This is a genomic window from Chryseobacterium sp. FR048 (assembly GCF_056844665.1).
Map to the genome: position 1 here is coordinate 274761 of NZ_JBXDSE010000001.1, position 22185 is coordinate 296945.

The following is a 22185-nucleotide window of genomic DNA, read 5'->3' on the forward strand; positions in this document are numbered from 1 at the left end:
GTTTTACAAAAAAAGACTTGGAATGGCTCCAAATCTTTTTCCGTGATTTTTTATTAAAACTTTCCGATGTCTTCTCTGTAGAAGCCGTAATCGAAATGTACATGACCTGCGTCTTCGTAAACTTTCTTGCGGGCATCTTCGAATGTAGCACCTGTAGCCACAATGTTCAGAACTCTACCTCCATTGGAAACTACTTTGTCTCCTTTTCTGATAGCTCCTGCGTATAATAGTTTACTGTGCTTCATTTTGTCTTCTCCTGTGATCTCGAAACCTGTTTCGATGTTTCTAGGATAACCTCCTGAACACATTACCAGACAAACTGCTTTTTCGTCTTTAAATTTAAGCTCGATGTCTTTTCCATCCATACAGTCCTGGATCACATCCAGAAGATTGTTTTCCATAAGAGCCATCAATACCTGAGTTTCAGGATCTCCGAATCTCATGTTATACTCAAGAAGGTAAGCACCATTCTTTGTCACCATTAATCCGAAGAAAATGATTCCTTTGAAACTGAATCCTTCTGCCTTCAGACCTTTAACGGTAGGCTCCAGGATATTTTTTTCAAAATCTGCATAGTGCTCCTGAGTAAATTCCGGGCTTGGTGCTACGGAACCCATACCTCCTGTATTAGGTCCTGAATCTCCGTTTCCAGCTTTTTTATAATCTTTTGCCGCTACACATGGGAACAATTTTTCACCATTAGAGAAAGCAATGATAGAAGCTTCAAAACCTTGTAAATATTCTTCGATAACTAAACGGATCCCAGCATCTCCATAAATTCTTCTGATCATGAAATCATGGATGGTAGCTTCAGCTTCTTCAAGGGTGTCACAAATAACAACTCCTTTTCCTCCAGCCAAACCACTTGCTTTGATCACTAAAGGATACTGTTGCTTCTGCACATATTCTTTAGCTTCGTTATATGAATCAAATACGACAGCCTTCGCTGTTTTGATATCATAGGTCTGCATAAATTTCTTAGAGAAAGCCTTACTTCCTTCCAGGCTTGCCACTTTTTGGGTAGGACCGAAAACTTTAAGATCGTGTTTTTTGAACTCGTCCTTCAAACCAGCTACCAATGGAGCTTCAGGACCTACGATGGTAAGATCGATCTTTTCTTTAATAGCGAAATCTCTAAGTTCTTTGATTTCTGATAAATGAACATTTTTCCCTATTACATCGGTAGTTGCATTCCCGTTAGCAAAAAACATTTTAGAAATTCTCGGGTCATTCTGAAGTTTTGCCGCTAAAGCAGATTCTCTACCGCCTTCACCTATGATTAATATTCTCATACTTTATTTATTATCTAGTCTTATTCTACAAATATATAATTTTCCGATTAAGAAATTAAGCAATTTGGAGATTACTTAATTTCTTAATTTTAATTTTATTCAATTAGTGGAAAAAGTGTCTTACCCCTGTAAACATCATTGGGATACCATGCTCATTAGCAGCTTCTATACTGTCCTGATCTTTTACACTTCCACCTGGCTGAATGATCGCCTTGATACCTTCCTGAGCACAGAAATCTACTACATCACGGAAAGGGAAAAATGCATCTGAAGCCAATACAAGATCTCCGGAGAATTTTTCTTTTGCTCTTTCGATGGCCTGTTGCGTAGCCCAGATTCTGTTTACCTGTCCGCCACCGATTCCGAACGCCTGAATACCGTTGGAAACGACAATAGCATTAGATTTCACATATTTTACCACTCTCTGAGAGAAAAGCAATGCTTTTTTCTGCTCTTCTGTAGGCTGAACTTCAGTCACTACTTTGATGTCATCAGAGAAATGAAGGTCATTATCCTGAACCAAGATACCACCGTCAACTTTCACCCATGTCTGTTTGTCTGAAACCGGGTTTACAATTTTGATGATTCTTAGGTTTTTCTTTTTTCTTAAAATTTCAAGAGCTTCTTCATCAAATGCCGGAGCCATTACGATCTCAAGGAATGTTTTGTTCAGTTCTTCAGCTGTTGCTGCATCGATCTTATAGTTCATAGCAACAATTCCGCCAAAGATAGAAACCGGATCACATTCGAAAGTTTTCTGGTAGGTTTCCAATGCTGAAGTTCCGATTGCCACACCGCAAGGTGTAGAATGTTTCACTGCACAACAAGCCATTTCTTCTTTGAACTCAGTGACTACTTTCCAGCAAAGGTCCATATCACGAAGGTTGTTGAAAGAAAGTTCTTTCCCTCCAAGCTGTTCGAAGTCTTTCATCGCTCCGTTCTCGAAAGTAGAAACGTAGTAAGCTGCCGTCTGGTGAGGGTTTTCACCATATCTCAGATCAGAAACTTTCTTATAAGATGCATTTAAATACGTAGGATATTCCTCGTCTAAAAGCATTCTTGAAATAGCAGCATCATAGGCTGAGGTAAGGTTGAATACTTTTCCTGCAAGCTTTTTACGGGTTTCGATATACGTATCACCGTTTTGCTCCATTTCCAGTTTTACTTTTGTATAATCTTCTACATCGGTAATTACCGTTACAGAGTCAAAGTTTTTCGCTGCAGAACGAAGCATAGACGGACCGCCAATATCGATAAACTCTACTTTCTCGTGTAAAGAAATGTCTTTGTTCACGTTTTCAAAGAAAGGGTAAAGATTTACGATCACCATGTCGATCAATCCGATTCCGTGCTCCTGAACGGTTTTCATGTGCTCTTCATTGGTACGGACAGCCAGAAGTCCTCCGTGAACTTTTGGGTGTAATGTTTTCACTCTTCCGTCCAACATTTCAGGAAAATCGGTTACCTCATCAATCTGAATAGGATTTAAACCAGCGTCTTTCAAATGTTTGAACGTTCCTCCTGTGGAGATCAACTCATAATTCTGAGCTTCCAAAAACTGTGCGAATTCTATTAATCCACTTTTGTCAGAAACACTGATTAAAACTCTCTTTTTACTCATTTTACTTTCAATTTTTTACTTTTTACAGCTATTTCAAACTGTGCTCGGGTCTTTCACCTCCGAACTTACTTTTTATTTTTTACTTAGATTTTGCTAATGTAGCAGTGTATCAATCTGGCTCTGTAACAATATCTACACATTGGTAAACTGTTGCATTGTTATATTGGTACACTATGCATTCCCCAGGACCTTATTGATCGCTATCGGAAATATTTCATATTCAATCTGATGAACTTTCTGAGCCACTGTTTCAGGGGTATCTTCTGCCGTTACTTCAAAAGATTTCTGAAGAATAGCTTCTCCTTCATCAATGCCCGGTGTTACAAAATGCACCGTTGCCCCACTTTCTGTTTCTTTTGCTTCAATAACCGCGTTGTGGACGTTCATTCCCCACATTCCTTTTCCACCGAATTTCGGAAGTAATGCAGGGTGAATATTGATAATTTTACCATTCCAGTTTTCACAGAACTCAGGTTTTAAAATGGATAGGAATCCTGCCAACACAATAAGATCTGTATCTTGTGGGATTACTTTTGCCAGTTCGCTGCTGAAGTTCTTTCCTCTCGGAATAAGAATGTTGGCTATATTATGATTTTTGGTTCTTTCCAATCCGAAACATTCTCTGTCTGCAACTACCAAAGTTACTTTTGCATTCTGAATTTCTCCAGCTTCGATAGTATCAATGATTCTCTGCAGATTGGTTCCTGAACCGGATACGAGTACAACAATGTTTTTCATATTAATAATGTAACAATGTATCAGTCTAGCAATGTAACAATGATTTAATTGGTACACTGGTACATTGTTATATTGTTATATTATTATAGTGATAATTTAATTTTCTCTGCTCCTTCCGTGATCTCTCCGATTTCGTAAGCATCATCTAAAAGGTGTAATACTTTTTCAGCGTGCTCTGCATCTACAACGATGACCATTCCTACCCCCATATTAAAGGTTCCGTACATTTCCTCACGAGCTACTTCACCTCTTTTCTCAAGCTCAAGCATTACACTAGGAATTCTGATTTTCGATTCGTCGATAGAAGCACAAAGTCCTTCTGGGATGATTCTTGGAACGTTTTCGTAAAGACCTCCGCCTGTAATGTGAGCAATTCCGCTTACACTTACTTCTTCCAATACTTTATGAATGTCTTTATAATATAGTCTTGTAGGAACCAAAAGGGTTTCATATAAAGGTTTTCCTTCAAACTCCTCTTCGAAGTTCGGGAATACTTTTCTTACTAAAGAGAATCCGTTGGAGTGGAATCCTGAGCTTGGCAATGCAATAATTTTGTTACCTGCTTTAATCTTGGAACCATCAATAATCTGATCTTTTTCAACGATTCCTACGCAGAATCCTGCAACATCATAATCTCCTGGCTGGTACATTCCCGGCATTTCAGCAGTTTCCCCACCAATCAATGCGCAGTTGTTGTCTTTACAGGCAGCTACCATTCCTAAAACAATCTCAGCTGCAATTTCAGAATCAAGTTTTCCGCAAGCCAGATAATCTAAGAAGAATAAAGGTTTTGCTCCGTGACAAAGAATATCATTGGCACACATTGCGAAACAGTCTACCCCAATAGAGTCATATTTTTTAGTATCTAAAGCTACTTTAAGCTTGGTACCTACTCCATCTGTACCTGAAACAAGAACCGGATTTTTGTATCCTCCGATTTCATAGAAAGCTCCAAAGCTTCCCAAGTGATTCAATACATTGGAATTGTGGGTTTCACCAACCGCTTTTTTGATCTTGTCAACCGTTTTGTATCCTTCTTCTTTGTCTACTCCTGCTGATTTGTAAGTGTTGCTCATGTCTGCTTAGATTTTTTAGATAATCGGATTTCAGATTTCAGATTATTTGAGTCTAGTATCTGTTATCTGACCTCTTCTTGTCTTTTATATTTTTACTTTTTATTTCAAATTTAGAAAACAAAAAAGCCGACAATCTTTTCAGATTATCGGCCGTTATTTTATCTCAGAATTTCAGAGCCCACAATTTTCCCTTTCTCAGAAAAACATTGTTTATAGGAGGTCTGAATTTTCATCTCTTTTCTTTTTGCAAAAATAGTAATTTTAAATGAATATTCAAATTCTATTTTTCAAGGATCGTTTCGATGGCCGCAATCTTCTTGATTTTCTCCTTTAATTCAGTGTTTTTCTCCTCATTAGAAATTTTCTGAGCTGCTTTATCAAAGTTATCATTGAAGAAAGGAAGAGAAAAAGTTTCTACTACATTTCCACCGTGGAAAGGAAAACGCTTGGATGCTGCTTCCAAAACTCCTGCACCACCTCTACCTCCGGGAGACGTAGACATCAATAGCATTGGTACTTCATTCCACACAGTTCTGTCTTTGATTCTGGATACCCAGTCGAACACATTCTTGAATGCTGTAGAATAAGTTCCGTTGTGCTCGCCTAAAGAAACCAACAACACATCTGCCCCATCAATTTTGGCTGCAAAGTCATGCGCTTCCTGAGGAACACCCCCTGCCAATTCTCTTTCATGTTTGTAGATAGGCATTTCAAAAGGGTTCAAATCAATCACTTCTGCTTCTGCATTATCAAATAAAGTGGACGCATAAGCCACCAACTGCTTGTTCATTGAAACCTCCGAGTTACTTCCTGCTATTGCTAAAATTTTCATATGTAGTAATTATTTTTTGTTGTAGAGAATCATCACCGGTTCTTGGATGACGATTCCTTATTATTTTAAATTTTTAAGGATACAAATTTAGTTTTTTATTTAAGATAAGAAGGTAATTCCATTGGCACTTCCATCAATAATATTTCTGCATCTTCCACCGCTTCGATATTAAAGCTCTGAGTATCCCAGATTCCCAAACCATCTCTTTCATTCAGAACACGGTCACCTACTTTTGCACTTCCTTTTAAGACAAAGGCATAGACTCCGTTTCCTTTTTTGTTCAGCATATAGTTTTTACCATTACCTTTTTTGAAGTTAGCCAGATTGAACCAGGCATCCTGATGAATCCATACTCCGTCATCATTTTTATTTGGAGATAAAATCTGCTGAAATCCGTTGATCTTTTCGCCTTCTTTGATACTTTTCTGGTCATACCTTGGTTCAACATTCAATTCTCTTGGGAAAACCCAGATCTGTAAGAATTTTACTTCTTCATCTTTATTTTTATTGTATTCACTGTGTTGCACCCCGGTTCCGGCACTCATCACCTGAATCTCTCCTTTTCTGATCACCGCAGTAGTTCCCATTGAATCTTTGTGTTCCAAATCTCCCTCTAAAGGAATAGAGATAATTTCCATATCCCTGTGCGGGTGTGTCCCGAATCCCATTCCCTGAGAAACGGTGTCGTCATTCAATACTCTCAACACTCCAAAGTTGGTTCTGTCTCTGTTCTGATAGTTTGCAAAACTGAAGGTATGATAAGAGTTTAACCAACCATGATTGGCGTGGCCTCTTGAATCTGCTTTATGATATACTGTTTTCATTTCTGTGATTATTTTATGGTACAAATGTACGGGATATGGATGTTGAAAAATGTTGATGTAGGTTAAGAAAGGAGATTAAGGAAGAGTTAAAGAATAAAGAGTAAAGAGTAAAGAGCAAAGGAAGCGAAGAAAGCAGAGAAAGTGGAGAAAGTGGAGAGAATGGAAAGGGTATTATAAGTTTTGGCTGAAGCCATTGGACTGAATCTAAAATAGGAAAGCGGGCTAAAGCCCGCTTCTATTGAATGAATTATTATTCTTAATGTGTTGTAGACATTAGCAGCTCCATTTTTTTGGTTTGTCTAATTCTGACTTTAAAAATGTACCTGCTTAATTTCCTCTTCAATTTCCTTTGGCGTTTCTTCTTCTGATCTGATGAATATCATGGTAACCACAGCACCGATCAGCATACAGACACCTCCTACCACAACGTAATCGATGGCTAGCTTTCCAAAGATATTGCTGACAATAGGTCCACCGAAAATTCCGTTAATAATTTGCGGAATTACGATAAAGAAATTGAATATTCCCATATAAACCCCCATTTTTCTTTGTGGGATCACTTCAATCAGCATAGCATAAGGCATGGCCAGAATACTTGCCCAGGCAAATCCTAAGCCGATCATTGACATCCACAGATGGTCTACATCTTTAATGAAGTACATTGAGATCAACCCTAAGCCTCCACACAGTAATGCCAATGCATGGGTCTGTTTTTTCCCAATCTTTTTAGCGATAGGTGTTAACAGGAATGCAAACGGAATGGCCCAAAGGTTATACATTCCGAAAAGCTTACCGGTTAAATCTCCGGCATCATTGAATGCTTTTGAATGGGTATCCTCGGGAGAAAGTCCAAAATGATGGGTTGCCAGAGCACTGGTTGTAAATACCCACATGGTAAATAAGGCAAACCATGAGAAGAACTGTACAATTCCCAGTTTTTTCATTTGGGTAGGGATCGTAGCAAAGTCCTTGAAAATATCTGAGAATTTAGATTTTTCATTTTCTACCTCTGTACCTTCTTCAAACGCCGCAAATTCTTCCGGAGAATACTCTTTAGTAGTAATGATCGTATACAAAATAGATATGATCAGCAATACAGCGCCTATATAAAAGGAATAAATCACATTGTCTGCAACAAAACCTTTCGGAGCAACGTTGGAAATCCCCAGCTTTGTCAACCAATCGGGCAGATAAGAGCCCAACACCGCTCCAAAACCAATAAGAATCGTCTGCACGGAAAATCCTATAGTCCCCTGATGTTTAGGAAGCATATCTCCCACCAAAGCCCTGAAAGGCTCCATGGCAATATTAACGGAGGCATCCATCATAGCCAGGAAAATAACTGCTAGTAAAAGTGCATTCGCAGCAAACATCTGCGTTACAGAAGCAGCATTCGGAAGCAGAACCAATCCTATTGCACACAGAACAGCTCCAATCAGAAAATAAGGTTTTCTTCTTCCCAAAGGGCTCCATGTATTGTCTCCCATATGTCCTATGATAGGCTGCACAATGAGTCCGGTAATAGGAGCTACCAGCCAGAACCAGGAAAGTTCGTGAACGTCTGCACCTAAATTGGCAAGAATCCGGCTTGCGTTTCCATTCTGAAGTCCAAAAGCCATCTGGATCCCTAAGAATCCCATACTCATATTGATGATCTGAGTAAGTGAAAGTTCCGGTTTTATTTTTTTAGCCATTGCTATTTTTATGGTTATTTTGTTTTTAATTCCTGGATCAGTACATCTTCTAATGCTGTTTTGTCAGCAACTACTTTGTCTACTACGTCATTAGGGACGGTCATAGAAAGCACATATTGTTTTACTTTCCAGCTTCCATTGATTTTTTCTACAACGCCTGAACCTCTGCAAATTTTCATTTGGGTATCTAATAATTCGTCAAACCAAGCCAGTTTTCCGTCTTTGCTGAAATAAATATTTCTTTTAAGGGCTGTAAAATTCCAGGTTTTCTTTTTATCGAAATGAGGTTTTGCCCAGACCATAAATGCTTTTTTATCCCAAATTTCGGTAGCATCTGTTCCGATAAAGGTAGATTCATCTGCAAAATAGTTGAAGTAAGTTGTGTAATCTGCCTTTGCCGCAGCTGCATTAAACCCATCAAGCATGGTACTGATCTCTGATTTTTCTTTTTCAAATGCTTTGGTTGATTGTGCTGAAAGTAACGAAAACCCAAATAAACAAAGGATCAATGTATGGACAGCTATTAATTTTTTCATTGGTAATATTTATTTTTCAAGTTCAATAATAAACGAAGTCTTTACAGGAATTGTTATCCCATTCTGTAATATTAATTCTTTCCCCGAAATAATTTCTTTTCCTTTCGAAAACCCTTTCAGTGATTCTTCAAAATGTTTCAGGTCCAGCGTCTGGTCTTTTACATTATTATTGAGAACCACCATTACACTTTCTTTATCATTGTATCTGAAATAAGTAAAAACGCCGTCTTTAGGAACGAAATTTTTAGTTTTCCCTGTGTGGATCACTTCTTTTCCTTTTCTCCAGTTCAACAATTGCTGGGTAAACCTGAAAAATTCTTTCTGCTCCGGGGTCTGTGTCGCCGGATTGAAAGCGTTCTGCTTATCAGATCTCCAGCCTCCCGGAAAGTCTCTGCGAATATCAGCATCTCCGCCTTTTGTCTTGTTCCCCCGCATTCCTATTTCTGATCCGTAATAGATCTGTGGAATTCCACGAACCGTTGAAATCAGCGTTAATCCCATTTTGTAGGCTTTAGGATCAGCATTAAAGATCTCGTTCCATCTTTCTGTATCATGATTTTCAAAGAAAACCAAGAGATTATTGATGTCCGGATAAAGGAAATCGCTGGTAAAAGCATCATAAAGTTTGATCATCCCTTTATCCCAGCTTTCTTTTTCCTTAAGAGCTTTTGGCATTTCACTGAACAGTACAAAATCCATTACTGAAGGCAGATTCGAGTTATATCCCGCAGCTTCTCCTGTTTTAGAATCTTTCTGCCAGGCAGAAATATGCCCTGGTGTGGAAAGCCAGGTTTCGCCTACGATATTAAACTTCGGGTATTCATCGGTAATCGCTTTGGCCCATTTTGCCATTGCTTCTTTGTCATTATAAGGATAGGTATCTACGCGGAAGCCACCCAATTCGGCATATTCAATCCACCAGATTGCATTTTGGGTCAGGTATTTCAGTACCAGCGGATTTTTCTGATTAATGTCCGGCATGGTGGTATCAAACCATCCGTCCAGCGCATATTTTTTATCTATTTCAGAGGCATTGGTATCAAATTGGGAAGTGATTTTATAATTGGATCTTTTGAAACCGTTTTCCCCATCATTGAACCAATGAATCCAGTCTTTTGTAGGCAGATCTTTCATCATCCAATGGGAGATTCCCCAGTGATTGGTCACATAATCCATCACCAGCTTCATATTTCTCTTATTCAGTTCCTGGGACAGTGTTCTGTAGTCTTCATTGGTTCCGTAGCGGGCATCAATTTTATACAGATCGGTCTGAGCATAGCCATGATAAGAGTATACTTTTTCGTTATCTTCATTCACAGGGGTAAGCCAAACAGCTGTTGCTCCCAGATTCTGAATATAATCGAGGTTATTAATGATTCCACGCAGATCTCCGCCGTGTCTTCCGTTAGGTAAATTTCGATTTGCTTTTTCTGTGAGTATCGGACTTGAATCGTTTTTTCCGTCCCCATTGGCAAAACGATCCGGCATGATCAGGTACATTACATCTTTTGAAGTATAGGATTCACGGTCTGCTGATCCGGAATTTCTCTGTTTAAGTTCATAAGTGTAAGAATCCAGGTCCTTTCCTTCTTTTTTAATATTGATTTTAAACCTCGGAACGTTGATTTCATTGGTATTGACCGTAATAAAAACATAATTCGGGTTTTCTACCTTCTGAATATCTTTGATCTGTATTCCGTCTGAAAGGGTAATTTCATTATTTCCAATTCCTTTTCCGTAAACGAGGATCTGAAGTTCAGGATTTTTCATTCCCTTCCACCAGAATGCCGGCTCTACTTTTTCTACTGGTTTTAATTGTGAAAAAGCTATTGAAGCAGCAGAAAGGGCAAAAAACACGTATATTTTTCTCATAACTTAGTCTTAATCTTCAATTCAACAATCAGCCGCACACCATAGAATGCTATCAAAAACACGGTTTATAACTTTGAAAATCAGCATTTTAAACAAAAATACAAACCATTTTAGCGATGAACAACTTAGCAGCAAATTACGATTTTTTTTAGGAGTTATGACTAAATAACGAGCAGAATTATCTTTTATTAATCGATATTCCGGGATTTTTTGGTTCTGTCCAAATTTAAACGGAATATTTCCGCTCATTTTCCATTTATTGATGAAGTTTTTACAATAACAGCTTAAATTTTTATTAAATTTTCATTAAATCATGCCTAAGTAAGAATATTTAATCTAAAAAATATATTTTTAAACTATTTAATGTTTAGTTTTACAGAAAAAATGTTGGATTTCAGCAATATGTTCAAAACTGAGGGGCCAGATGTTGTTTATACATGGACAATCCCTGTGTTTGCGGCTATTATTTTCATAGAAATGGCTTACAGCCACTTTAATAAAGAAAAGATCTATGAGACAAAGGATGTGGCCACAAATGTCCTTTTTGCCTTGCTCAATTATGGGTTAGACATTATCATGAAGGGTTTTTCTTTGTTTGTCATGATGTTTTTTTACCAACATCGTATTTTTGACTGGCAAGAAGGCATATGGTACTGGATTGCAGTATTCCTGGCTCAGGATTTTGCTTATTATGTCCATCACTATGTGGATCATCACTCCAGAGTTTTCTGGGCGGTACATATTACCCATCACAATTCTGATTACTTCAATATCAGTACAGGATTCAGAAGCCCGGTATTCCAGCCATTATACAGATATCTGTTTTTCTCTCCACTAGCTTTCATGGGATTTCATCCATGGCATATTTTGGTAGCTTACTCTTCCATACAGATCTATGGGACATTTGTGCACACCCAATCAATTAAAAGTATGGGATTTTTGGAATACATTCTGGTAACTCCTTCTCATCACAGGGTACATCATGCCTGCAACATCAAGTACCTGGACCGTAATATGGGAATGGGCTTGATTATCTGGGATAAAATCTTCGGAACATTTGAAAAAGAAGACCCTGAAGTTCCTGTAAAATATGGAATCTATCCTAAAATGGAGTCTAAAGATCCAGCCACTACCCTATTCTATGAATGGCGAAGGATAGGAAAAGATATAAGACAGCCCGGAATTTCTTTTAAAACCCGACTAAAATATCTTTTTTACTCACCAGGATGGAGGCATGATGGTACTGGAAAAACGGTAAAGCAGTTTCAAAAGGAATATCTTGAGAAAATAAAAAATAAAACTTCTGCGATAAAAAAAGAACCTGTTCCTGAAGCAGAATATGAATATACAGAGGCATTGGATAAGTAGGAAAATGACGAAGAAAACCTCATTCAACACAGATTTATTCTGAAATTGAATAAAAAAACAGCCCCGGAAATTGAATAATCAATAAACCGGGGCACCTTAGTGTATTTTCAAATTATTTTACTGGTTTGATTGAAATTGCGAAACCGCCACTTCTTACCATTTTAAAATTAATTTTTGACTTGCTGGTAATCTCTTTTTTATAGATGTTATAGCTTTGAGGATTGTCGATATAATCGGCATCTTTTCCATCTTCATAGATAGTTGCCTCATATTTCTTTCCTTTATCCAGGAATGAGAAGTCCACGGTGTATTCACGCTTGTTTTCGTCGGTAATACCTCCTACAAACCAATTCTCTGTACCTTTTGCTTTTCTTGCAGTGATCACATAATCTCCCGGCTCAGCTGATAAGATTTTGGTATCATCCCAATCTGCTGCTACATCCTTGATAAACTGGAAAGCATCCATATGCTTTTTATAGTTTTCAGGAAGATCTGCCGCCATCTGAAGAGGCATATACATCGTCACATATAATGCAAGCTGCTTTGCCAGCGTAGTTTTTACAAAACGTTTATCTCCAGGGAAGTAATAATCTAACTTAGTTTGGAAAATTCCCGGAGTGTAATCCATAGAACCTCCCATCCATCTTGTAAACGGAAGTACTGTCTGGTGGTCCGGCTTATTTCCTCCGAATGCTTCATATTCTGTTCCACGAGCCGCTTCTGCAGAGATATAATTCGGATAGGTACGGCTTTCTCCTGTAGGGCGTACAGACTCGTGAGAGTTGACCATGATCTTATATTCATTGGCTTTTTCAGCAATTCTATAGTAATGGTTGATCGTCCATTGAGAGTAATGGTGCTCTCCTCTAGGAATAATATCTCCTACATATCCTGTTTTCACAGCATCGTATCCATATTTATTCATCGTCTGGAAAGCTTTGTCAGCCCATCTTTCGTAGTTGGTTGCAGATCCTGAAGTTTCATGGTGCATGATCAGCTTGATTCCTTTTGAATGCGCATAATCATTTAGCATTTTAATATCAAAATCCGGGTAAGGGGTAATGAAATCAAAAACAAATTCTTTGGAATGCCCAAACCAGTCTTCCCAACCAATGTTCCAACCTTCGATCAATAGTCCCTGGAATCCGTTTTCTGCTGCAAAGTCGATATATTCTTTAACTTTTGTATTGTTGGCTGCATGTTTTCCATTTGGAGTCAATTTTGAGAAATCGGTTTTATCCAAATGAACATTTTCAGCGGTAGAATAAGCCCACTGAGATTTTCCGATGATCATTTCCCACCAAACTCCCATATATTTTGTAGGGTGAATGTAAGAAGTATCGGTATACTTTGTAGGTTCGTTCAGGTTAAAGATCATTTTGGAATCCATCACCTCTTCTGCTTTCGGAGCTACAATAATCGTTCTCCAAGGGGTTACTGACGGGGTTTGTATATATCCTTTTGCTCCCTGTCTGTCAGCAGTCAAATGCGTTTTGAATTTAAAATTCTGTGCATCTACCTCCAGATGTGAAGCCGGATAATCTAATACTGCCGCTTCTGCAACGTTAATGTATAAAGGAGTTTTTCCTTCTTTTTTAAGCATTAATGGAGACTGTACTGCATTTTTGATCAGTTTCTGAGAAGCATTGGCATCCGCAGCCTGAGTCCATTTTGCCGGAATTTCAGAAACTTTGGTTTCCTGATACTGATATTCCTGAGAATCATAGTCTGCCACCATCCACCAAGCCTTCATATCGGTTGGAAAATCAATTTCAGAATCTTCTTCTCTAATTACGAAATAATTAAGATTTTTCTGTTGTGGAAACTCATATCTGAATCCAAGACCATCATTAAACAATCTGAATTTTACTACAATACTTCTGTCTGTAGAAGCCTGATTAAGCGTAACGGCTAACTCGTTGTAGTTGTTGATATAATTTTTCTTTTCTCCAAGAACCGGCTGCCAGGTCTCATTCTTAGAGTCTCTTTTTTCATCTACCTTTGCAAAACCGTTGTTCAGGTCGTATTTTGCATCTTCCGGTTTGGCAATTTCGGAAGCAAATTTTATGGCTGTGTCTTTAAATAATCTCAATCCCAATTTAGAATCTTCAACCACTACTGCCCCATTGTATTTCAGGTTATAATAGGGTACTCCTTCTTTCAATTGAAAGTTCATTTCAAACTTCCCATCCGGAGATTTTAAAGATTGGGCTTTTACCCCCGCAAACATCATTGAGAGCAAAAGCGCTCCAACTGTAATTTTCTTCATAATGACTATTTATTAACTTAAAAAAATAAATAAAGTGCTGCGGTAAAGCAGCACTTTGCTTTTATAAACTTAATGTTCTTACAACTTTGTAATGGTTAACTTATAATATGCTGAATTATGTAAATCTAATTCGATTTTATAGTTTCCTGATTCCAGAACTTTATATCCCGGATCTCCAGTTACTGTATTTTCAGCGTTGAAATACGTTTGTACTGATTTTCCTGAAGCTAAAGCCTGATCGTCTTGCTTAGGCTGGAACTTCAATGCCCAATCATCATTTGCTCTGAATTTAAACACTCCTGTATTCGACAAAGCAATTGAATTAATCACATAAGTTTTAGTTGATGGGCTATATACAAAATCAGTATCTGATCCCCAGCCTGTAGGTGTGGCATCTCCAATAATACCAAAGTTGGCAATCACGGAAGAATAAGTATTGGCTGCCCAATCTGCCTTAATATAATAGGTTCCTGCAGCAGGAGCTTTTATATTGTCGCCATCAGCTTTTAATTTCCCTGTATGAGTTCCATCATCCCCTTTATTTCCTGGCCAATCCTGACTTATAGTAAATTTATATTTTCCATCTTCAGCACCTGCAACAGTATTGATCCATATAAATCCTCTGTATTTATCATTTTTCTCAGGCGAAAATAAGTTAGGGGAATTACCTGGTGCCCAATCTGCATATCCTGCTGCTCCGGCATAGCTCCCAGGAACATTTATTTTAGGATAAATAAGATCTGGATTTGGAGTATAGCCCGTCATATTTACCGTAATTACATTTGAATAATAGAATGTAGTACTGTTTAAAGCTGTTCTCATTCTTATTTCAATAGGTTTAGCCGTATCAGGAGCCACATTCAGCTGTGCTAAGATATTATTCAACTGTAAATGGGTAAGAGAAAAGTTCTTTTGATCTGAAGGTAAATCCTGTAATACGTTTGCAGAAAAATTGGTTCCTGCTACTGCAAATTGCAAAGCATTCGTAAATCCCACATTCGGATTAAAAGTTGGGTTCTCCCAAGTAAAAGTTAGTACGTTTTGGGTTGCTTTTGTTTCATCAAGCACTACTGAGTTTTTATCAGCAGCTATTTTTGCCTGTGAAATATTTTTTAACTCTATTTTATCCTCCTCTTTTGAACATGAGATAAGGTATAAACCAACCAGAGTAACTAATAAAACATTAAATATCTTTTTCATTTCTTAGTTTTTAAGATTAATAACCTGGATTTTGAGTTAAATTAGGGTTTGCCTGTAAAGCAGTTGTAGGAACCGGGAACACTTTATAATTGTCCGAAATAGAAGTTCCGTTTTTGACACCGCCTTTCCAAGGCCATAAATAAGACGCCCCAGTAAACAGTCCATATCTGATCAGATCCTGTCTTCTTACTCCTTCCAGGTTTAATTCACGTGCTCTTTCATCAAGAACAGACTGTAATGTGATTGAACCGACAGCGGCCGCTCCGGCTCTCGCTCTAACTTGATTTACATACGCTAACCCCTGTACGGTGTTCGCAGATGCAGCACCTCTAAGAGCACATTCAGCATAAATTAAGTAAGCCTCACTTAATCTGAATAAAGGAAAATCTGTTGATGAAAAAGCAGTAGCCCCACCTGTTCCATCAGAATTTTTATTCCAGAATTTATCTGAAGGGAAACCATTATTCCATGTTTTATAATCATCCATTTCCCATTGATGCCCCTGAGTCCAGAATAGTTTAGCCCTCGCGTCAGTACTTGCTTGAAGATCGGCAGCGCTATTACCAAATAGGCCATACCATGCTTTTGTAGCTCTGTGTCCAGCCCAGCCATCTGTTGCTCCAAAATCTGCAAGAACCATTGTTTCTGTACTTAAGCTTCCATTTACAAGATAAGTTGTATTCCCATAACTCTGACTTGAAACAGCGTCTGCAATTAATGGGAAAATAATCTCTTTTGAAGTATTATTATCTGCAGAGAAATTCTTTCTGTAATTAGATTCTAACTGATACCCTCCTTCATTAATTACTTTGCTTACATAAATAGCAGCATCATTATATCTTGCTGTCCCTGTATAGACTTCGGCATTTAAATATAATTTTGCCAATAACATTCTTACGACAGATTTGTTAGCTCTACCATATGAATTTGTTTGAGGAAGCTGATTTTCAATTGCCAAAAGTTCACTTTCCACATAATTGAATAAATCCTTTCTTGAAGCTTCCGGTAAAGGAACACTAGAATTAAAATTATCATCATTTACCAAAGGACCTTTTCCAAACAAATCTACCAGATAATAATAAGAAAGAGCTCTTAGGAATCTCAGTTCGTTGATAACCTGATCCTTATTAGCATAGTTTATATTACCATTTTTCATGATAAGAATAAGATTGGTAGCCTGAGGAACTGTATAATAAATTCTATCATATACATATTTGAAAAACTTATTATTACTGGTCCAGTTTGTAGTGGTAGTTAGCTGATCCAGTCCATTATCACCCCATCTGTTCTTCATTCCGTCAGCAGTGAAATCATTCAGGTTTACAATTCCTCTGATAAAAGGAGATTCTCCTGCATTGGCTCCCTGTAGATCAGACTTATCCGGTCCTTCAACACTGGAAAGAGCAAAACTTGCATATAGTCTTGAAAGTAATCCTTCAACTGCTTTTGGATCTTGTTGCAATAAATTTTCAAGAGTCAAATCATATTTTGGCTCCGTATCCAAATCATTAAGGCAAGATGTCGTTGCAAAAATCATCATAGAGGCAATTGCAATGAACTTTATTTTAAATTTAATATTTTTCATTTTCTTCTAATTTTAAATTTTAGAAATTAAAATTGAAACCAACTGTGTAGATTCTTGGTCTTGGATAAAAATTGTTATCAATGGCATTGAAGTTCTCAGGATCCTGTCCTTTATACTTGGTGATAACAAACGCATTGCTCACAGAACCATAGATTCTAACATTGGTACTGCCAAACATATTTTTAACAAGGTATCCAATTGTAGCATTATCCAGCCTTAAGAAAGATGCATCTTCCAAAAAGAAATCAGAAAAATAGGTATTGTCTGTCAAATTTATAAAAGGTGACGTAGAAGCATAGTTCAGTACATTATTTAATCCAACGTCATTTTGCGGAACGGCATATTGTTTAAAACCTTGAGCCAATTTTCTGGAATTAAACACCTTCCCTCCAATCTGTCCTCTGAAGTTAGCACTAAAATCCCAATTTTTATAATTTAATGAAGTACTGAAACCATAGGTCCAGTTAGGTCTTAAAGCTGTATAATATCTATCATCATTGTTAATTTTCCCATCTCCATTTCTATCAACATACACATCAGGCAAAGGGTTTCCATTACTATCATATACTTGTTGGAATACCCATGCAGAATAAGGCTGATAGCCCTGTACATGATAAGCTAACTGAGTTCCCGTTCCTACCGGAAGTCCTCCGTCTTGGGCTGAGATCACAGATTCCAGTTTAGTTACTTTTCCTTTATTATACCCCATATTCCCTGAAATACTCCAAGTAAAATTTTCTTGTTTTATTGGAGTTAGAGTTAAGTTTAATTCAACCCCTCTATTATTCATTTCTCCAACATTATCAATAAAATCATTAGTCAGACCCTGACCAGGTGGAATCGTTCTCTGGGCTAATAGGTTTGTCGTTTTTCTATCATAAATATCAAAACTACCTGTTAACAAGTTATTTCTAAATAATGTAAAATCTAATCCTCCATTAACGGTAGTAGTCGTTTCCCAAGTTAAACCATCATTAAAAGGACGGGCACTATAGGTACCAATTGCGGGAAAATATTGAGAGTTAGCACTTCCTATCTGGAAAAGAGGTCTCGAAGGATAGAATCCTGCGATTCCTGTTATATCTTGCTGCCCTGTTTTACCCCAGCCAAGTCTAAGCTTAAGTTCTTTTACCTGAGAAACATCTTTTAGGAAATTCTCTTCACTCATTTTCCATGCAAATCCTACTGCAGGAAAATACCCCCATCTATTCTCTTTTTTGAATAATGATGATGCATCTGCTCTGAATGTAACTGTAAATAAATATTTATTTAAAATATCTACATTCGAACGGGCTATAAATGATTGTAAATTTAAACTGTTGAAATACTTTTCTTCAGGGTTCAGCGGAGATTTAAGAGTAGGAACCCTTAATCCGGAAGCATCATCATATCTATAAGTATCTTTATCCCCTTCGTTTCTGAAGTTCTGATAAGAATATCCACCTTGAATCAGGAAATTAGAAATAAAACCTGAAAGCTTTTTATTATAGACCAAATAAGCATCCATCGTTTTATTCAAAATATTCTGCTTTTCACGATAATCAATACCAGGATTGAAAACATAGTGTGCAGAACCGTCTGTAGGAAGTTTGTAAGTCTGTATTGCATTATTACCAAAAACAGTCTTAAGATCTGACTCTGATGACTCAAGTCCTAAATTTAAAACAGCTCTAAGATCCGGTAAAAAATGCATTTTATAATCGAACTCTACATTCCCCAAAAACTTTTTTACTTTTTGAGGCGAAGTACGCTGCATCAAAGCTGCCATAGGATTGTCCTGTCCAATCTTTTTATATGGGTTTTTGTTGGTGTCAATATTTTGATAATACCCTCCAAAATCAACACCATAAGGAATGTTATTTGAATAAATTGGTAAAGTAGGATTAATATTGACAGCTCCTCCAATTGCAGCTCCTGCATCAATAGCATTTAGATCCGAGATAATACCTTTGGCATTAATATCCACTTTTAAATGGTTATCAAAGAAAGTAGGCGTTAATTTTAACGATCCGGAAAATCTTTCATAATCACTGGTTCGTACAACACCTTCTGTTCTGTTATATCCTAGTGATAACCTGATAGGAAGCTTTTTAAATAAATTCCCGGAAATACTTAAATTATTATCACTGGAAACCGATGTTCTATAGATCGCTTTTTGCCAATCAGTATCATAAATCTGACCAGGAATTGTAGGATTGTTTACATCTCCACCGACTCCCAATCTGTAATTATATTGAGGATAAAAAGTATTAATATAGTTTACAAAGTCTGAAGACTTCATCACATCCATATATTTAGTCACTTCTCCTACGGAAACATTGGTACTTAAATTGATCTTCAATTTACCACCTCCTTTTTTGGTAGTAATAATGATAACCCCATTTGAAGCTCTGGAACCATAGATAGCAGTAGCGGATGCGTCTTTCAATATTGCAAATGATTCAATATCATTCGGGTTGACAAGGTTAAGTGGGTTACCAACTCCAGCAGGATTACTTGAGTCCAAAGGAACGCCATCAATTACAATTAATGGATTATTTTGTGCATTCAGGGATGCACCACCTCTGATCCTTATATTGGGCTTCGAGTCAGGAGATCCTCCGTCATTGGTAATCCTCACCCCCGGAGCTTTACCATTGATCAGCTGGTCTGCCGAGACAATAGCACCTTTGTTAAAGTCCTTTTCAGAAACCGCAGTGATAGATCCTGTAAGGTCAGACTTCTTTTTAGCACCATACCCTATCAGTACCACCTCCTCAATCTTCTTCTCCTTGGTGACAGAGTCTTTAGTCTGCGCGTGCATTACTGTACTGGCCAGTAAAAAAGCGGGCGCAATTTTTAATACTGTTGTAAAATTCTTCACAATCTTATTTTTATAGTTTCGTTTCAGTCATATTCTGGCGTGAAGCCAGTTTTGCAATTTAAAAAAAAATTAGAATTATTATAAATTTAATATAATTTATGATAAAATTATGTATATTACGAAACCACTTTTAGTTAGTTATTTACCTATCAATAATTTACACGAAGTTATGCAATGCATACTATTTATTTTACATTAACAAAAAGTTAAACAAATGTTTAACTTAATTTCATATTCAACACCTGAAAAAGCGTTAAAACGTTTAAGAATTCCTCTAATAGTGGAATTCGGGAGATAATCCTTATCTTTGCAGTCAAAACTTTACTATAAATGTCAAACAGAAAGATGATTACGGCAGCTTTGCCTTATGCAAACGGGCCTGTTCATATAGGACATTTGGCAGGTGTTTATATTCCTGCGGATGTTTACGCAAGATTTCAGAGAAGATTAGGAAAAGATGTAGCGTTTATCTGTGGTTCAGATGAACATGGGATTCCTATTACCATAAGAGCCAAAAAAGAAGGAGTTACTCCTCAGGACATCGTTGATAAGTATCACGGAATCATCAAGAAATCTTTTTCTGACCTTGGAATTTCATTCGATGAATATTCCAGAACCACGTCTAAGAACCATTATGAAACCAGCCAGGACTTCTTCAAGGTTTTATATGAAAAAGGAAAATTCACAGAAGAAGTTTCCGAACAGTATTTTGATGAGCAGGCAGGAGAATTCCTTGCGGACCGCTATATTGTAGGAACCTGTCCGAACTGTGGTAACGAAAATGCTTATGGTGACCAGTGTGAGAAGTGCGGTTCTACCCTTTCTCCATCTGAGCTGATCAATCCGAAGTCAATGCTAAGCGGAAATGTTCCTATCCTTAAAGATACCAAAAACTGGTATCTGCCTTTGAATGAGTATGAAGACTTCTTAAATGAGTGGATCATTGAAGGTCATAAAGACGATTGGAAACCAAATGTTTATGGCCAGGTAAAATCATGGTTAAACGATGGTCTGAAGCCACGTGCGATGACCAGAGACCTGAACTGGGGTGTTCCTGTTCCTCTGCCTAATGCAGAAGGAAAAGTACTTTACGTATGGTTTGATGCACCCATCGGGTATATTTCATTCACCAAAGAATGGGCTGAGAAAAACGGAAAAGACTGGAAAGATTACTGGCAAAGTGAAGACAGTGACCTGGTACACTTTATCGGAAAAGATAATATTGTATTCCACTGTATCATCTTCCCGGCGATGATGAAAGCTCACGGAGATTACATCATGCCTAAAAATGTCCCTGCTTTTGAGTTCCTGAACCTTGAGAATGATAAAATCTCAACATCAAGAAACTGGGCAGTATGGGCGCATGAATATGTGGAAGATTTCCCTGGTCAGCAGGATGTTTTAAGATATGCTTTGCTTTCGTCAGCTCCTGAAACTAAGGATAATAACTTTACGTGGAAAGATTTCCAGACAAAGAATAATTCTGAGTTGGTAGGGATCTTCGGAAACTTTATCAATAGAGTGGCTGTACTTATCCATAAATATTATGACGGTGTTGTTCCGCAAGGTGATGTAAACAGTCCAGAGCTACAGGAAATCAATAAAGCAGCAAAAGAAATTTCAGGATTCCTTGAAAATTACGAATTCAGAAATGCTTTATCTGCATTAATGAATCTTGCACGTTTTGGAAACCAGTATCTTCAGACTGAAGAACCTTGGAAAACTATAAAAGACAGCCCTGAAAAAGCAGCCCAATCTTTATTTGTGGGAGCTCAGATTGCTGTTGCTTTAGCTCAGCTATGTGAACCGTTTATGCCTTTCAGTTCAGAAAAGCTATTGAATATGTTCAATGTAGAAAGAGTAAGCTGGAGTGATGTAGAAAACAAATCTGTTTTAATTGAAACAGGTCATAAGATCAATGAAGCCTCTCTTCTTTTCTCAAAGATCGAAGACAACGTAATCGAAGCTCAGATCCAAAAACTTGAAGACACAAAACAAAACAATAAAAAAACAAACCCTAACGCCAAACCTATGAAAGAAGAGATCACATTTGATGATTTTACTAAAATAGACCTTAGAACTGCAACCATTTTAGAAGCTGAAAAAGTAGAAAAAGCAGATAAATTACTGAAACTTACTGTAGATACAGGGGTAGATGTAAGAACGGTTGTTTCAGGAATTGCAGAAAGCTTCACTCCTGAAGAGGTAATCGGTAAACAGGTAATGATCCTGTTGAACCTTGCTCCTAGAAAAATCAGAGGAATCGAATCTCAGGGAATGTTATTATTAACAACAAAACCAGACGGAAAATTATCTTTCGTTACTCCGGACGACAGCAATGTTGAAAACGGTATTGAGATCGGATAATTAACATCATGATAAAGATAACAGGCTGTTTCATCCGAAGCAGCCTTT

Annotated in this window: 15 protein-coding genes; 2 read left to right on the forward strand and 13 right to left on the reverse strand. The window is 37.5% G+C overall.

Annotation, left to right across the window (positions count from 1 at the left end):
- Nucleotides 1–53: 53 nt before the first annotated feature.
- From purD to AC106K_RS01260, 9 genes are all read right to left on the reverse strand, one after another.
- Complete coding sequence (gene purD, locus AC106K_RS01220) at nucleotides 54–1292, reverse strand: phosphoribosylamine--glycine ligase (RefSeq protein WP_047094984.1); 1239 nt, start codon at nucleotides 1290–1292, stop codon at nucleotides 54–56.
- Nucleotides 1293–1395: 103 nt separating this feature from the next.
- Nucleotides 1396–2913: a bifunctional phosphoribosylaminoimidazolecarboxamide formyltransferase/IMP cyclohydrolase gene (gene purH, locus AC106K_RS01225; RefSeq protein WP_482442996.1), complete on the reverse strand. Its 1518-nt coding sequence runs from the start codon at nucleotides 2911–2913 to the stop codon at nucleotides 1396–1398.
- A 171-nt stretch (nucleotides 2914–3084) separates the two neighbouring features.
- Nucleotides 3085–3651 (reverse strand): phosphoribosylglycinamide formyltransferase, encoded by a 567-nt coding sequence (gene purN, locus AC106K_RS01230; protein WP_482442997.1) that lies wholly within the window; start codon nucleotides 3649–3651, stop codon nucleotides 3085–3087.
- A gap of 83 nt (nucleotides 3652–3734) precedes the next feature.
- Nucleotides 3735–4727 carry a phosphoribosylformylglycinamidine cyclo-ligase gene (purM, locus tag AC106K_RS01235; protein WP_482442998.1) on the reverse strand — a complete coding sequence of 331 codons (993 nt, stop codon included), beginning with the start codon at nucleotides 4725–4727 and terminating at the stop codon, nucleotides 3735–3737.
- Between the two features lie 280 nt (nucleotides 4728–5007).
- Nucleotides 5008–5559 carry an NADPH-dependent FMN reductase gene (locus AC106K_RS01240; RefSeq protein WP_482443000.1) on the reverse strand — a complete coding sequence of 184 codons (552 nt, stop codon included), beginning with the start codon at nucleotides 5557–5559 and terminating at the stop codon, nucleotides 5008–5010.
- Between the two features lie 95 nt (nucleotides 5560–5654).
- On the reverse strand, nucleotides 5655–6383 hold the full coding sequence (locus tag AC106K_RS01245) for a pirin family protein (RefSeq protein ID WP_047094989.1): 729 nt from the start codon (nucleotides 6381–6383) through the stop codon (nucleotides 5655–5657).
- Nucleotides 6384–6694: 311 nt separating this feature from the next.
- A complete protein-coding gene (locus AC106K_RS01250; protein WP_482443001.1) occupies nucleotides 6695–8077 on the reverse strand; it encodes an MFS transporter in 1383 nt (460 codons plus the stop codon).
- Between the two features lie 14 nt (nucleotides 8078–8091).
- Nucleotides 8092–8613, reverse strand: a complete 522-nt coding sequence (locus AC106K_RS01255; RefSeq protein ID WP_482443002.1) for a nuclear transport factor 2 family protein — start codon at nucleotides 8611–8613, stop codon at nucleotides 8092–8094.
- A gap of 9 nt (nucleotides 8614–8622) precedes the next feature.
- Complete coding sequence (locus AC106K_RS01260; protein ID WP_482443003.1) at nucleotides 8623–10485, reverse strand: glycoside hydrolase family 13 protein; 1863 nt, start codon at nucleotides 10483–10485, stop codon at nucleotides 8623–8625.
- A 384-nt stretch (nucleotides 10486–10869) separates the two neighbouring features.
- Between AC106K_RS01260 and AC106K_RS01265 the strand changes: the two genes are divergently transcribed.
- Entirely contained in the window at nucleotides 10870–11853 is a 984-nt protein-coding gene (locus AC106K_RS01265; protein ID WP_482443537.1) for a sterol desaturase family protein, read from the forward strand.
- A gap of 112 nt (nucleotides 11854–11965) precedes the next feature.
- Here the strand turns inward: AC106K_RS01265 and AC106K_RS01270 are convergent, their stop codons facing one another.
- The 4 genes from AC106K_RS01270 to AC106K_RS01285 all read right to left on the reverse strand — a co-directional run bounded on the left by AC106K_RS01270 (nucleotide 11966) and on the right by AC106K_RS01285 (nucleotide 19770).
- A complete protein-coding gene (locus AC106K_RS01270) occupies nucleotides 11966–14122 on the reverse strand; it encodes a glycoside hydrolase family 97 protein (protein ID WP_482443004.1) in 2157 nt (718 codons plus the stop codon).
- A 78-nt stretch (nucleotides 14123–14200) separates the two neighbouring features.
- A complete protein-coding gene (locus AC106K_RS01275) occupies nucleotides 14201–15322 on the reverse strand; it encodes a SusE domain-containing protein (protein WP_482443005.1) in 1122 nt (373 codons plus the stop codon).
- Between the two features lie 16 nt (nucleotides 15323–15338).
- Nucleotides 15339–16907 (reverse strand): RagB/SusD family nutrient uptake outer membrane protein, encoded by a 1569-nt coding sequence (locus tag AC106K_RS01280; RefSeq protein WP_482443007.1) that lies wholly within the window; start codon nucleotides 16905–16907, stop codon nucleotides 15339–15341.
- 19 nt (nucleotides 16908–16926) lie between these two features.
- Complete coding sequence (locus tag AC106K_RS01285) at nucleotides 16927–19770, reverse strand: SusC/RagA family TonB-linked outer membrane protein (RefSeq protein WP_482443008.1); 2844 nt, start codon at nucleotides 19768–19770, stop codon at nucleotides 16927–16929.
- Between the two features lie 330 nt (nucleotides 19771–20100).
- On the opposite strand from AC106K_RS01285, the gene metG reads away from it, so the two are divergent.
- The gene (gene metG / locus AC106K_RS01290) at nucleotides 20101–22137 is read left to right on the forward strand and encodes a methionine--tRNA ligase (RefSeq protein WP_482443009.1); all 2037 of its coding nucleotides are present in this window, start codon (nucleotides 20101–20103) and stop codon (nucleotides 22135–22137) included.
- The last annotated feature ends 48 nt before the right edge of the window (nucleotides 22138–22185 follow it).